Annotated in this window: 11 protein-coding genes; all 11 read left to right on the top strand. The window is 63.3% G+C overall.

Annotation, left to right across the window (positions count from 1 at the left end; genetic code table 11):
- The first annotated feature begins 83 nt into the window (after positions 1 to 83).
- The 11 genes from nuoG (at position 84) to THIMADRAFT_RS00180 (ending at position 13,638) form a co-directional block, all read left to right on the top strand.
- Positions 84 to 2,486 (top strand): NADH-quinone oxidoreductase subunit NuoG, encoded by a 2,403-nt coding sequence (gene nuoG, locus THIMADRAFT_RS00230; protein ID WP_007190925.1) that lies wholly within the window; start codon positions 84 to 86, stop codon positions 2,484 to 2,486.
- Positions 2,487 to 2,493: 7 nt separating this feature from the next.
- Positions 2,494 to 3,528, top strand: coding sequence for an NADH-quinone oxidoreductase subunit NuoH (gene nuoH / locus THIMADRAFT_RS00225; protein ID WP_007190924.1), 1,035 nt, complete (start codon positions 2,494 to 2,496; stop codon positions 3,526 to 3,528).
- Between the two features lie 14 nt (positions 3,529 to 3,542).
- Positions 3,543 to 4,034, top strand: a complete 492-nt coding sequence (gene nuoI / locus THIMADRAFT_RS00220) for an NADH-quinone oxidoreductase subunit NuoI (protein ID WP_007190923.1) — start codon at positions 3,543 to 3,545, stop codon at positions 4,032 to 4,034.
- 208 nt (positions 4,035 to 4,242) lie between these two features.
- Positions 4,243 to 4,896, top strand: a complete 654-nt coding sequence (locus THIMADRAFT_RS00215; protein ID WP_007190922.1) for an NADH-quinone oxidoreductase subunit J — start codon at positions 4,243 to 4,245, stop codon at positions 4,894 to 4,896.
- Positions 4,893 to 5,198, top strand: coding sequence for an NADH-quinone oxidoreductase subunit NuoK (nuoK, locus tag THIMADRAFT_RS00210; protein WP_007190921.1), 306 nt, complete (start codon positions 4,893 to 4,895; stop codon positions 5,196 to 5,198). The genes THIMADRAFT_RS00215 and nuoK overlap by 4 nt, the downstream gene beginning before the upstream one ends.
- A 67-nt stretch (positions 5,199 to 5,265) precedes the next feature.
- Complete coding sequence (gene nuoL, locus THIMADRAFT_RS00205; RefSeq protein ID WP_007190920.1) at positions 5,266 to 7,272, top strand: NADH-quinone oxidoreductase subunit L; 2,007 nt, start codon at positions 5,266 to 5,268, stop codon at positions 7,270 to 7,272.
- 21 nt (positions 7,273 to 7,293) lie between these two features.
- Complete coding sequence (locus THIMADRAFT_RS00200) at positions 7,294 to 8,874, top strand: NADH-quinone oxidoreductase subunit M (RefSeq protein WP_007190919.1); 1,581 nt, start codon at positions 7,294 to 7,296, stop codon at positions 8,872 to 8,874.
- A gap of 103 nt (positions 8,875 to 8,977) precedes the next feature.
- Positions 8,978 to 10,417, top strand: coding sequence for an NADH-quinone oxidoreductase subunit NuoN (gene nuoN, locus THIMADRAFT_RS00195; RefSeq protein WP_007190918.1), 1,440 nt, complete (start codon positions 8,978 to 8,980; stop codon positions 10,415 to 10,417).
- Between the two features lie 316 nt (positions 10,418 to 10,733).
- Positions 10,734 to 11,609 (top strand): 4-hydroxy-tetrahydrodipicolinate synthase, encoded by an 876-nt coding sequence (dapA, locus tag THIMADRAFT_RS00190; protein WP_007190917.1) that lies wholly within the window; start codon positions 10,734 to 10,736, stop codon positions 11,607 to 11,609.
- A 67-nt stretch (positions 11,610 to 11,676) separates the two neighbouring features.
- A complete protein-coding gene (gene bamC / locus THIMADRAFT_RS00185) occupies positions 11,677 to 12,864 on the top strand; it encodes an outer membrane protein assembly factor BamC (protein ID WP_007190916.1) in 1,188 nt (395 codons plus the stop codon).
- Positions 12,865 to 12,876: 12 nt separating this feature from the next.
- Positions 12,877 to 13,638 (top strand): MBL fold metallo-hydrolase, encoded by a 762-nt coding sequence (locus THIMADRAFT_RS00180; protein WP_007190915.1) that lies wholly within the window; start codon positions 12,877 to 12,879, stop codon positions 13,636 to 13,638.
- Positions 13,639 to 13,832 lie beyond the last annotated feature (194 nt).

The raw sequence follows: 13,832 nt of genomic DNA, 5'->3' as shown, positions 1-13,832 counted from the left end.
GTTCGCGCGAGCGAGCAGGTCCGAGAACGTGCGCCGCACCGGTGCGCGACATCCGGCCCACGGGCGCCGATCGAGAGAGCTGAATGACGGACAAGATCACGATCGAGATCGACGGCCGCACCTGCGAGGCGGATCCGGGAGAGATGATCATCGCGGTCGCGGACCGCGAGGGGATCACCATCCCGCGTTTCTGCTATCACAAGAAGCTGTCCATCGCGGCCAACTGCCGCATGTGCCTGGTCGAGGCGGAGCAGGGCGGTCGCCCCTTCCCCAAGCCGGTACCCGCATGCGCCACGCCGGTCGGCGCAGGGATGAAGGTCCAGACGCGCTCGCCCAAGGCCATCGATGCCCAGCAGGGAACGATGGAATTCCTGCTCATCAATCATCCGCTCGACTGTCCGATCTGCGATCAGGGCGGCGAATGCGAGCTGCAGGATGTGGCGATGGGCTATGGCGGCGATGTGTCGCGTTTTGCCGAGCGAAAGCGCGTCGTCAAGGACGAGGACCTCGGTCCGCTCATCGCCACCGACATGACCCGCTGCATCCATTGCACCCGCTGCGTGCGCTTCGGCGCCGAGATTGCCGGCGTGCGTGAGCTCGGCGCCACCGGTCGCGGCGAAGACATGCGCATCGGCACCTTCGTCGCCCATACCGTGAGCCATGAGCTCTCGGGCAACATCATCGATCTCTGTCCGGTCGGGGCACTGACATCCAAGCCTTACCGCTTCACGGCGCGGGCCTGGGAGCTGACCGACGCCGACAGCATCGCCCCGCACGACGGCGTCGGCTCCAACATCCGTCTGCATGTTCGCGGCGGTCGGGTCATGCGCGTGCATCCTCGCGACAACGAGGCGGTCAACGAGACCTGGATCTCGGACCGCGATCGGTTCAGCTACGCGGGTCTGAACGCCGAGGATCGCCTGACCGCGCCCATGATCAAGACCGACGGGGTCTGGCGCGAAGTCGAGTGGCAAGAGGCATTGACCCTAGTCGCCGAGCGTCTGAAGGCCGCCGATGCGAGCCGCATGGGCTGGCTGATGGCCCCGAACGCGACGCTCGAAGAGCTGTATCTGGCGCAGCGGGTCGCGCGTGGCCTAGGGTGCGCCAATATCGATCATCGTCTGCGCCAGCAGGACTTCAGCGGTGACGACGCCGATCCAATGCTGCCTTGGCTGGGCCTGCCGATCGCCGACCTGGAGACCCGCGAGGCGATCCTCCTGATCGGAACCGAGATCCGCCAAGAGCAGCCGCTGTTGGCCCACCGCATCCGCAAGGCTGCGCTGGAGGGTGCAACCGTTGCTTGTGTGAATCCCTTGACCCTGGCGCTGACCCATCCCGCTCGGCAATTGGTCGGGACGCCGTCGCAGATGGGCGCGGACCTCGCGGCGATCGCGAAAGCACTGGGTGCCAAGGCGTCGAAGACACTCAAGACAGTCATTGGCTCGGCCAAGCCCGACGATGCGCATCAGGCGATCGCCGACGCGTTGCGTGCCGCGGGCGAGAAGTCGACCGGCACCATTCTGCTGGGCGCCTTGGCCACCGCACATCCGGACTATGCCTTGCTCAAGGCGCTCGCCTATCGGATCGGTGAGTTGAGCGGCGCCGTCGTGGGTTTTCTGCCGGCAGCGGCGAACAGCGTCGGCGCGTATCTGGCCGGTGCCGTACCGCAGGGGCTGCCCGGCGGCCGGCCTGCGGAGTCCAAGGGCCTCGGGTTGGGCGAGATGCTGAGCGCACCGCCGAGCACGCTGGTCCTCTGGGGCTTGGAGCCGGATCGGGATCTGAACGACCCCGCGCGGGCGATGGCCATGTGCGAGGCGGCCGATCTGGTGATTGCCTGCTCCGCCTTCCGTTCCCCGTCGCTCGAAGCCGTTGCCGACGTGCTGCTTCCGATCGGGGCCTTCGCCGAGACCTCCGGGACCTTCGTCAACGCGGGCGGTCTCCGGCAGCGGTTTCAGGGTGCGGTCGTGCCGCCCGGCGAGGCCCGCCCCGGCTGGAAGGTGCTGCGCGTGCTGGGCAATCTGCTGGATCTTCCGGGCTTCGAGTATCGGGATGCGGCGCAGGTGCGCGATGAGCTTGACGGGCTGTGCGACGGTGCCGCACTCGACAACGCCCCGCGCGGGGAGTACCCGGCGGCTGCACCCGGCACAACCGCCGGCCTGATGCGGCTCGGGAGCGTTCCCATCTATGCCCTCGATCCGCTGGTCCGACGGGCTCCGGCCCTGCAGCGCACACCCGTGCAGGGTGCGGCTTTCGGTGTCTATCTGCATCCCGAGCAGGCGCGTGGCGATGGATTGATTGCCGATCAGACGGTCTTGATCCTTCAGAACGGCCACGAGGTCGAGGCCAATGTCTTCCTGGACGACGCGATCGCGATGGGCTGTGCGCGGATCCCGGCGGCGGTGACCGGAAGCGGGCGGCTGGGTGCGCAGATCGGCCCGGTCGAGATCAGGCCGTGGTTCGGCGAGACGGGCAGCGAGGCGGGATGAATCAACGATGATCGAACTATGGAATGCGCTTCCCGTGGTGATCCAGATCCTGATCAAGATCATCGCGATCGTCCTGCCGCTGCTCGGCATGGTGGCCTATTACACCTTGGCCGAGCGCAAGGTGATCGGCTATATCCAGGTCCGCATCGGGCCCAACCGGGTCGGCTGGCGCGGCTCGCTGCAGCCGATTGCGGATGCGGTCAAGCTGATGATGAAGGAGATCGTCATCCCGACCAAGGCCGACAAGGTCCTGTTCTTGTTGGCGCCCATGATCGCGATCGCGCCGGCCTTGGCTGCATGGGCGGTGTTCCCCTTCGACGAAGGGCTGGTGCTGGCCGACATCAATGCCGGCTTGCTCTATCTGCTTGCGCTGACCTCGCTCGGTGTCTACGGCATCATCATCGCGGGTTGGGCGTCGAATTCGAAATATGCGTTGCTCGGCGCCATGCGCTCGGCCGCTCAGATCGTCGCCTATGAGATCGCGATGGGCTTTGCGTTGGTCGGTGTATTGGTCGCCGCCGGAAGTTTGAATCTGGGCGCGATCGTCGCGGCGCAAGAGGGCAACCTCCTGACCTGGTTCTGGCTGCCGTTGCTGCCGTTGTTCGGCGTTTATCTGATCTCGGGTATCGCCGAGACCAACCGCGCGCCCTTCGACGTCGCCGAAGGCGAGTCCGAGATCGTCGCCGGTTTCCACGTCGAGTATTCCGGGATGGCCTTCGCGGTCTTCTTCCTCGCCGAATACGCGAACATGATCCTCATCTCGGCGCTCTCGGCACTGCTCTTCATGGGAGGCTGGCTCTCGCCCTTCCCGCAGGCGTGGGTCGAGGGGATCGCTATCCTGGGCGACGGTTTCCATTGGCTGTTGCTCAAGACCTTCTTCTTCATGTTCGTATTCTTGTGGTTACGGGCGACCTTCCCGCGCTATCGCTACGACCAGATCATGCGTCTGGGTTGGAAGGTGTTCATCCCGATCACGATCGTCTGGATCCTCGTGGTGGCGCTCGCGGTGCTCGCCGAGCTGCCCCCTTGGTGGTCCGCCTGACCCGGAGACGACCGATGCTGAAAGCCACACGCGAATATCTTCAAAGCCTCTTGATGGTCGAGCTCTTCAAGGGCCTGAGCCTGACCGGCGCTTATCTGTTCAAGCGCAAGTTCACGGTTCAGTATCCGGAGGAGAAGGCGCCGATCTCGCCGCGTTTTCGCGGCCTGCATGCCCTGCGGCGCTATCCCAACGGCGAGGAGCGCTGCATCGCCTGCAAGCTCTGCGAGGCGGTTTGTCCGGCACTGGCCATCACGATCGAGGCCGAGCCGCGCGAGGACGGATCCAGGCGGACGACGCGCTACGATATCGACCTCTTCAAGTGCATCTATTGCGGCTTCTGCGAGGAGTCTTGCCCGGTAGACTCGATCGTCGAGACCGGCGTCTACGAGTATCACTTCGAGAATCGCGGCGAGAACATCATGACCAAGGAGAAGCTCCTCGCGATCGGGGACAAGTACGAGTCGGACATCGCCGCGGCTCGCACCGCGGACGCGCCCTACCGCTGACCGCGATGGACTCCGGGATCGCAGGGATCGCCGCCGGCTGTGAAGATGCGGTAGAGATCGGGGCCTTCGCGCGAAGCGTTCCGGAGCCTTTGTCGGGGCGCTCGCGGCGCGTCGGGGCTCGATCGAACAAAGGGCGATCAAACGCCGATCGGGCGCTTCGTTGGCGCTTATCTGGCCATTGCGCCTAACCACGGCATTCGGATGAATCATGGGCTTTGAAAAATTCCTCTTCTATGTCTTCGCGGCCATAACCCTGATCGCTGCGGGGATGGTGATTACGCGTCGCAATCCGGTCCACGCCGTCCTCTATTTGGTACTGGCCTTCATCAGCAGCGCGGCCCTGTGGATCCTCCTCGAGGCGGAGTTCCTCGGTATCGTGCTGATCCTGGTCTATGTCGGCGCGGTCATGGTGCTCTTCCTCTTCGTGGTGATGATGCTCGACGTCGATATCGCGACGCTCCGGGCCGGCTTCATTCGCTACTTGCCGATCGGTGCGCTGATTGCGGTCGTGCTGGCCCTCGAGATCTTCTTGATCGTGGGGCCGGCGAATTTCGGATTGCAGCAGTTTCCGTCGCCCGTACCGGCCGGCCCGGACGTGAGCAATACCGAAGAGCTCGGCCTGCTGCTCTATACCCTTTACGTCTATCCGTTCGAGATTGCCGCCGTCATTCTCCTTGTCGCGATCGTCGCCGCGATTCGCTTGACGCTGCGCCGTCGGCCCGACACCAAGTACATGGATCCGGCGAAGCAGGTCAGGGTCAAGAAGGGCCCGGACCGGATTCGTATTGTCAAGATGCCCTCGGAGAGTGCCGCGGTTCCGGCCGTCGCCGCCTCGGCTGCAACACAGGAATCGACCGAATGATCGCGCTCTCAGACTATCTGATCCTGGCCGCGGGACTCTTCATGCTGGCGGTCGCCGGGATTTTTCTGAATCGCAAGAACGTCATCCTGCTGCTGATGTGTATCGAGCTGATGCTCTTGGCGGTGAACATGAACTTCGTCGCCTTTTCCCATTTTCTCGGGGACATGACGGGGCAGGTCTTCGTTTTCTTCATCCTGACCGTGGCGGCGGCGGAGGCTGCGATCGGGCTCGCGATCCTAGTGGTGCTGTTCCGTAACCGGCAGACGATCAACGTGGAGGATCTGGATAGCCTCAAGGGTTAGCGCGGACAGCGTCTGCGCGGCTTACGGGCGGATCCGGATCACATCAAGCGAAAGAGCGAACTAAACAGTGGAAAACGTCTACCTGACCATCGTGCTTGCGCCGCTCCTGGGTGCCATCATCGCCGGCTTTTTCGGCGGCCGAATCGGCCGACAGGGGGCGCATGCGGTGACCATTGCCGGCGTCGGGCTCTCCACGGCGCTCTCGCTCATGGTGCTCGCGCGCTTCATCTGGGGTGACCTGCCGGTCTACAACGAGGCGGTCTACACCTGGATGGTGTCGGACGGGATCCGCTTCGAAGTCGGTTTCCTGGTCGATCGCCTCACGGCGCTCATGATGGCGACCGTGACCTTCGTCTCCTTGATGGTCCACATCTATACGATCGGCTACATGGCCGACGACGAGCACAACTGGCCGCACGGTGCGCTGACCGGCAAGAACAGCTATCAGCGTTTCTTCAGCTACATCTCGCTCTTCACCTTTTCCATGTTGATGTTGGTCATGTCCAACAACTTCATGCAGCTCTTCTTCGGGTGGGAGGCGGTCGGTTTGGTGTCCTACCTGCTGATCGGTTTCTGGTCGACCCGCGAGACGGCGATCTTCGCCAATATGAAGGCCTTCCTGGTCAACCGCGTCGGTGACTTCGGTTTTATCTTGGGCATCGCCGCGATCGGAATGTATTTCAACAGCATGGATTACGCGGAGGTCTTTGCCGCCGCGCCCGACCACGCCGGCACCCAGGTCGCCCTGTTCGGCGGTGTCTCGCTCATGACGCTGATCTGCATCCTGCTCTTCATCGGAGCCATGGGTAAGTCGGCGCAGGTTCCCCTGCATGTCTGGCTGCCGGACTCGATGGAAGGTCCCACCCCGATCTCGGCCTTGATTCACGCCGCGACGATGGTCACCGCCGGCGTCTTCATGGTCGCGCGCATGTCGCCGCTGTTCGAGATGTCGGAGACGGCGCTCAGCTTTATCCTCATCATCGGCGCGACCACGGCACTCTTCATGGGCCTGATCGGGCTGGTGCAGAACGACATCAAGCGGGTCGTCGCCTATTCGACCCTGTCGCAGCTCGGCTATATGGTGACGGCGCTCGGAGCCTCGGCCTACGCCGCCGGGATGTTCCATCTCATGACCCATGCCTTCTTCAAGGCGCTGCTCTTCCTCGCCGCCGGCTCCGTGATCATCGCCATGCATCACAAGCAGGACATCCGCGAGATGGGCGGACTGCGCCGTTACATGCCGATCACCTGGATCACCGCGTTGATCGGCTCCCTGGCATTGATCGGTTTCCCGGCCTTCTCCGGTTTCTTCTCGAAGGACGCCATCATCGAGGCGGTGGGACACTCGACACTCTACGGGTCCGGTTATGCCTCGCTCCTGCTGACGATCGGTGTCTTCGTGACCGCGGCCTATAGCTTTCGCATGTATTTCCTGGTCTTCCACGGCAAGCCGCGGATGGACGATCATACCCGACACCATCTGCACGAGACCCCCTGGGTGGTCACCTTGCCGCTGGTGCTCCTGGCGATACCCTCCGTGGTCCTCGGCTGGCTGGTCATCGAGCCGCTGTTGGTGACCAATTGGTTCGCAAGCGGCGACTGGAACCCGATCGTCGTGGCGCCCGAGCACGACACCCTGCACGCCCTGCGCGAGCATTGGCACGGCCAGTGGGCCTTCGTCCTTCACGGCATGACCATGCCGCCTTTCTTCCTGGCGATGGGGGGGCTGGTCCTGGCCGCCGTCGTTTGGTGGTTCACCTTTGCGAAGAACCCGAAGATCGACGAGCAACTGCAGGCGATGGGCGGTCCCGTCACCAAGGTCCTGCAGGCCAAATACGGGTTCGACGACTTCAATCAAAAGGTCTTCGCCGGCGGCGGTCGTTGGCTGGGGAAGGTGCTTTGGCTCGGCGGCGACCGCGCCATCATCGACGACGGTGTCGTCAACGGCTCGGCTCATCGGGTTGCGGCGCTGGCGCAACGGGCGCGGCATCTGCAGACCGGTTACCTCTATCACTACGCGATTGCGATGATCGTCGGGCTCGTCGGGCTCTTGACGTTCTTCGTCGTGCTCTAAAGCGGAAGGAGACGCCCCCGCATGTACGAGTTACCTCTCCTGACGCTGGTTATCTGGTTGCCTATCATCGGCGGTATCGTCGTGCTGGCGAGCGGTGATCGAGGCTCCGACATCTCCAAGTGGATTGCGCTTGCCTTTGCGATCCTGACCTTTGCGATCAGCCTCGGCCTCTGGACGGGTTTCGATGTCGGAAGCGGCCAGATGCAGTTCGTGGAGCGCGCGGCCTGGATCCCGACCTTCAATGTGGAGTACTACCTGGGCGTCGACGGCATCTCCATGCCGCTGATCATCCTGACGACCTTCATCACCATCTTCGTGATCATTGCCGGTTGGGATGTCATTACCTACAAGCCGTCGCAATACATGGCGGCCTTCCTGATCATGGAGGGCGTGATGGTCGGCGTCTTCTCGGCGCTCGATGCCATCCTCTTCTATGTCTTCTGGGAGGCGATGCTGATCCCGATGTTCATCATCATCGGGGTCTGGGGCGGACCGAATCGGGTCTATGCGACCATCAAGTTCTTCCTCTATACCTTCTTCGGCTCGGTGTTCATGCTGGTCGCGCTGATCTACATGTACTTCCAGGCGGACAGCTTCAGCATCCTGGATTTCCACGATCTGGAGTTGGGCATGACCGCCCAGATCCTCATCTTCGTGGCCTTCTTGTTGGCCTTCGCCGTGAAGGTGCCGATGTTCCCGGTGCACACCTGGCTTCCGGACGCGCATGTCGAGGCCCCGACCGGCGGGTCGGTGATCTTGGCGGCCATCATGCTGAAGATCGGCGGTTACGGGTTCCTGCGCTTCTCCATGCCGATCACCCCGGATGCGAGTGCCTCGCTCGATTGGCTGATCATCGCCTTGTCCTTGATCGCCGTGGTCTATATCGGTTTCGTAGCCCTGGTGCAGCAGGATATGAAGAAGCTGATCGCCTATTCGTCGATCGCGCACATGGGTTTCGTGACACTCGGCTTCTTTATCGTCTTCACGATTATTCGCAGTCCGGAGGTCGCCGGCGGAGCGGTGATGGGGATCGAGGGCGGGATGGTGCAGATGATCTCGCACGGCTTCATCTCGGGCGCGCTTTTCCTCTGCGTGGGCGTTCTCTACGACCGCGTGCACTCACGCGAGATCGCCGATTACGGCGGCGTGATCAACACCATGCCCTGGTTCGGCGCCTTCGTCGTCTTTTTCGCGATGTCCAATGCCGGTCTGCCCGGCACCTCTGGTTTCGTCGGTGAGTTCATGGTGATCCTCGCGACCTTCCGGGCCGATTTCTGGTGGGCCTTCCTGGCCGCGACCACCTTGATCCTCGCGGCGGCCTTTACGCTCTGGATGGTCAAGCGGGTGATCTTCGGCGAGGTCAAGAACGAGAAGGTGGCCGGTCTGCAGGATCTCAACCGCCGCGAGACCTTGAATCTCGGTGTGTTGGCCGCCGCGGTCCTGGCCCTCGGGATCTGGCCCGCACCCTTGATGGAGGTCATGCACGCCTCGGTCGAGAATCTGGTCGCTCATGTCAGCGAGTGCAAGCTGCCGGCCTCCGAGGCGGCGGACTGCGTCCTTGCGGTGCCCGCATCCGTGGCCGGTCTCACGGGACAGCCCTGACGATAAGCCGCGCCGGCTCCGACGGTTGTCGGAGCCGGCGCGGCCGAGCCAATCCAATAAACGACGCATGCCGCACAGGGCGCGGTTTAATCGGAATTCTCACATGCCATTCGACGCCGCCAATCTGTTCCCCATCCTGCCGGAGATCGCGATCCTGGTGACCGCCAGCGTCGTGCTGGTGCTCGATCTCTATCTCGAGGAGAAGGATAAGGACATCAATCACACCCTCACCCTGATCGGTCTGCTGGTCGCGATCGGTCTCACGGGTGCCGTCGGAGGCGGCGAGGCGCTTATCCTCTTCGACGGCAATGTCGTGCGCGACGGTCTGACCGATCTGCTCAGGGGCGCGATCCTGGTCGTCAGTCTGCTCGCCTTCGTCTACGCGCGCCCCTGGCTGAAGGATCGCGGACTCTTCGTGGGCGAATTCTACGTCTTGGGTTTGTTTGCGATCCTCGGGATGCTGATCATGGTCTCGGCCAACAGCTTCCTGACCATCTATCTCGGTCTCGAGCTGCAGGCACTCTCGCTCTATGCCCTGGTCGCCTTCGAGCGCGACTCGAAGAAGGGCGCCGAAGCGGCGATGAAGTATTTCGTGCTGGGCGCGCTCGGCTCGGGAATGCTTCTCTACGGCGTCTCCATGATTTACGGCGCCACCGGATCGATCGAGTTCGGTCCGGTCGCACAGGCCGTGGCCGAGCAGGGGATGGACAACAAGGTCCTGGTCTTCGGCGTCGTCTTTCTGGTCATCGGCGTGGGCTTCAAGTTCGGTGCCGTGCCGTTCCATATGTGGGTCCCGGACATCTACGAGGGCGCACCGACGCCGGCCGTGCTGCTGCTCGGCAGCGCGCCGAAGATTGCCGCCTTCGCGTTGGCGATTCGCATGTTGGTCGACGGACTCGAGGCGATCCAAGCGGACTGGCAGGGGATGCTCATGATCCTTGCCGTGCTCTCGATGGGTCTCGGCAACCTGGTTGCGATCGCACAGACCAACATCAAGCGCATGCTGGCCTACTCGACCATCTCGCACGTGGGGTTCATCTTCCTGGGGCTCTTGGCCGGTTCCGCGCAGGGCTACGCCTCGGCGATGTTCTACGCGATCGTCTACGCCGTCATGTCGACCGGTGCCTTCGGAATCCTGCTGATTCTGAGCCGCAAGGGACTCGATGCCGAGAATCTGGACGATCTCAAAGGCCTCAACGATCGGGATTCCTGGTACGCCGCCATGATGGCCTTGGTGATGTTCTCGATGGCCGGTGTCCCGCCGACGGTGGGCTTCATGGCGAAGCTCTTGGTGCTGGAGTCGGTCGTGCGTATCGACTTGGTCTGGCTCGCCTTGGTTGCCGTCGCCTTTTCGATCATCGGCGCCTTCTACTACCTGCGCGTGGTCAAGTTGATCTATTTCGACAAGCCGGATCCGGACATGCCGGTCCTGACGACCAGCGGCGGCGTGCGTTTCGCGATGAGTCTCAACGGTCTGTCTCTTCTAGTGCTCGGCCTCTTCCCGGCGGCACTTCTGAGCTGGTGCCAAGGTGTCTTCGTTTGAACCACTGATGCTCGAGTGCCTCGGGGCCGAACGCCCCGGGTCAGCACATCCGGGTTCGGATCATCTCGGTTGTGTCGGCGCGGTCTCGCGTACTACCATCGGGGTTTTCGCCTAAACCGCGTCCAGAGCGACGTGCGTTATTTGCACGTGGTGTCGGACTCAAGGATTTCTTCGACCTTTGTGGTGACGCGGTTTAAAATTTAATATTTTTTAACACTTTAAACCGCGCCAGCTCCAACGATCGTCGAGTCTGCCGGGGCTGATCCCATCCAAAAACATCACATACCGCGCCGGGCGCGGTTTAACGGAGTCGGACATGCTTCGCGGCAGCATCGTTGCCCTCATCACCCCCATGCACGAGGACGGGGGCATCGACGACGCGAGCCTCCGGCGTCTCGTCGACTTCCATGTCGATGCGGGGACCACGGCCATCGTCGCCGTCGGGACCACCGGAGAGTCCGCGACGCTCGACGAGGACGAGCACTGCGCCGTCATTCGAATGACGGTCGAGATGGCTGACGGTAGGATCCCCATCATCGCGGGTACCGGCGCGAACTCGACCCGCGAGGCGATCAACCTGACCCGCTGCGCCAAAGACGCCGGCGCCCGGGCGGCCCTTTTGGTGACGCCCTATTACAACAAGCCCACCCAGGAGGGCTTGTATCTGCATTATCGTGCGATCGCCGAGGCCGTCGATATCCCGCAAATCCTCTACAACGTGCCGGGTCGCACGGCCTGCGACCTGCTGCCGGAGACGGCGGCGAAGCTCGCGCCCATCGAGACTATCGTCGGCATCAAAGACGCTACCGGCGACCTGACCCGTGTCGAGCGCTTGCGCGCCGGCTGCGGGGACGGCTTTGCACTCTACAGCGGGGATGATGCGACTGGATGCGAGTTCATGTTGGGCGGCGGCGACGGGGTGATCTCGGTGACATCCAACCTCGCCCCTCGCTTGATGCAGGACATGTGCGATGCTGCGCTCGCGGGCGATCGCGAGAACGCCGAGGCCATCAATCGGCGGCTCGATGCACTGCACCGCGACCTGTTCGTGCAGTCCAATCCGATCCCGGTAAAATGGGGTGTTGCCGAGATGGGGCTTTGCACGAAAGGCATCCGGCTGCCGCTTACCTGGCTCTCCGAAGAGCATCATGCGCGCGTACGCGCCGCGATGGAGCAGGCGAGTGTGCTCTGACGCCGCTCGCCGTGCAGACGCGCCCACGCAGCTGCATATGCTCAACCGACTAAAGAGGTCGCTCACCTTGAGACCACGTTTTTTGTTGACCGGCGGCGTCTGCGCCGGCCTGGTGCTGACTCTGCTTTTGTCCGGTTGCGGCTCGAGCGTTATCAACGAGGCCATCCCCGATCAGCGGCTTGCCTATAAGAAGCAGCAGGAGGCCGGGGAGAATCTCGAGATCCCGCCGGACTTGACCGCGGGAACCTTCGATGATGCCCTGGATATTCCGCCTGCCGGCGGTGCGACTTACTCGGAGTACAGCGGGAATCGTGCGCGACGACAGCGGGTCGCTGCCTCGGGCGAGGTCCTCCCCGAGACCCCCAATGTGGAGTTGAAGCGACGTGACTCCGAGCGCTGGCTCGAGGTCCAGGCATCGCCGCAGGCCGTGTGGCCCCAGGTCGTCGCCTTCTGGCGCGAGCAGGGAATTCTCTTGGTCGAGCAGGATCCGGCCGTCGGGGTGATGCGCACCGATTGGCTGGACAACCGCGCCGAGATCAGGCGCGATTTCGTGACGCGCATGATCAGCAAGGTCGTCGAAGGCGTTTATGCGACCTCGACGCGCGATCAATACAGTGTCCGTATCGAGCCCGGAACGGCACCCGGAACCACCGATATCCATCTCACGCAGCGCGGGATGGAGGAGCGCCTGGTGACCAACGCGATCGGTGACGGAAGCCGGACCATCTGGGAACCCAGCGGGACCGATCCGGCAAAGGAAGCGGAGATGCTGCGTCGCCTGATGGTCTTCCTCGGTGCGTCCGAGCAGCGCGCCGCGGCCGCGAGTCCCGCGTCCGGCGGCAGCCCCGGCCGTGCCGCCGGCGGCGTTGCCATGCAACCCGTCGGCGCGCGGATCGTCACCGAGGGGGGCTCTCAAGCGCTCGTGATCCAGGAGGACTTCCGCCGTGCCTGGAGAACCGCCGGAGCGGCCCTGGATCGCGCCGGATTCTCGGTGGAGGATCGCGATCTGAGTCGAGGCATCTACTATGTCCGGTACGCCGGGCAGGACGGCGCGTCCGCCGAGAAGAGCCCCGGATTCCTGTCGCGGATGGCGTTCTGGAAGAAGAACGAGGTCGACCCGGTGAAGCAGTATCAGGTGCGTGTGCAGGGCGGCGAGACGGAATCGCGTGTCACCGTGCTGGATGCAAGCGGGAAACCGGATACCTCCGAGGCGAGCCAACGGATCCTGACGCTGATGAAGGCGGAGATTCGCTAGAGCCGTCCCGCCGTGCGTTTCTGCTCTCTCGGCAGCGGCAGCCGCGGCAATGCCACGCTGGTGGAAAGCGCGGGGTGCCGCGTGCTGGTGGACAACGGCTTCAGTCTGCGTGAGCTGTATCAGCGTCTGAGGTCGGTGGAGGTTGAGCCGAACAGCATCGATGTCCTGCTCCTGACCCACGAGCACGGCGATCATGTGAAAGGTGTCTGGTCCTTCGCGAGGCGTCATCGCGTGGAGGTCTGGACAACGCCCGGCACCTGGCGGGCGGTGGGCGCTCCGCAGATCCCCGCGTTGCGGCTGCTCTCGGGTCAGGGGCAGTCGGTTAAGATCGACGGACTCCATATCCGCTCCTACCCGGTTCCGCATGACGCCCGCGAGCCCTGTCAGTTCCTGTTCGAAGCGGACGGGCGTCGCCTGGGGATGTTGACGGATACCGGCTGCGTGACACCCCACATGACGGAGATTCTTCAGGATTGCGATGCGCTGATCCTGGAGCTCAACCATGATCCGGAGCTGTTGCGTCGCGGCCCTTATCCGCCGAGCCTGCGGCGACGCGTTGCCGGTGACTTCGGTCACCTGAGCAATCTCCAAGCCGCCCGTCTGCTCGACGCCTTGCCGCATCGTGCCATTGCTCGCCTTTGCGTCGCGCACGTCAGCGAGACCAATAACCATCCCGAGCTGGTGCGTGCGAGCATCCGCGGGGTCTGCGAGTCGCTCGCCGATCGTACACTGATCTTGGAGCAGGATCAGGCGAGCGCTTGGTGTGCATGTTGATCGACTCGTGTCATGGCGAGCTCGGGACTCACGCAACGTCGCACAATTGTCGAGGCCATTCGGGCCTGGCTCCACGGCGGACTGAAATCCGCTTCCCCGGGTGCCGACTGAAGTCGGCGTGCCCGGGAAGCGGCATCGAGGCTTCCGCGGTGCCGCACCAGGACCGCGAAGCGCCTTGTTCGCGAGCCCGGCCG

This window comes from Thiocapsa marina 5811, assembly GCF_000223985.1.
Taxonomy (GTDB): Bacteria; Pseudomonadota; Gammaproteobacteria; order Chromatiales; family Chromatiaceae; genus Thiocapsa; species Thiocapsa marina.
The sequence above is the reverse complement of the archived record's forward strand: the minus strand, read 5'-3'. Positions and strand labels throughout refer to the sequence as shown.

Excerpts from the sequence above, each read along its gene's own strand:
- nuoK (WP_007190921.1), top strand. The coding sequence starts at position 4,893 with ATGATCGCGCTCTCAGACTATCTGATCCTGGCCGCGGGACTCTTCATG.
- dapA (WP_007190917.1), top strand. The coding sequence starts at position 10,734 with ATGCTTCGCGGCAGCATCGTTGCCCTCATCACCCCCATGCACGAGGAC.
- THIMADRAFT_RS00200 (WP_007190919.1), top strand. The coding sequence starts at position 7,294 with ATGTACGAGTTACCTCTCCTGACGCTGGTTATCTGGTTGCCTATCATC.
- nuoI (WP_007190923.1), top strand. The coding sequence starts at position 3,543 with ATGCTGAAAGCCACACGCGAATATCTTCAAAGCCTCTTGATGGTCGAG.
- nuoH (WP_007190924.1), top strand. The coding sequence starts at position 2,494 with ATGATCGAACTATGGAATGCGCTTCCCGTGGTGATCCAGATCCTGATC.
- nuoN (WP_007190918.1), top strand. The coding sequence starts at position 8,978 with ATGCCATTCGACGCCGCCAATCTGTTCCCCATCCTGCCGGAGATCGCG.
- THIMADRAFT_RS00215 (WP_007190922.1), top strand. The coding sequence starts at position 4,243 with ATGGGCTTTGAAAAATTCCTCTTCTATGTCTTCGCGGCCATAACCCTG.
- nuoG (WP_007190925.1), top strand. The coding sequence starts at position 84 with ATGACGGACAAGATCACGATCGAGATCGACGGCCGCACCTGCGAGGCG.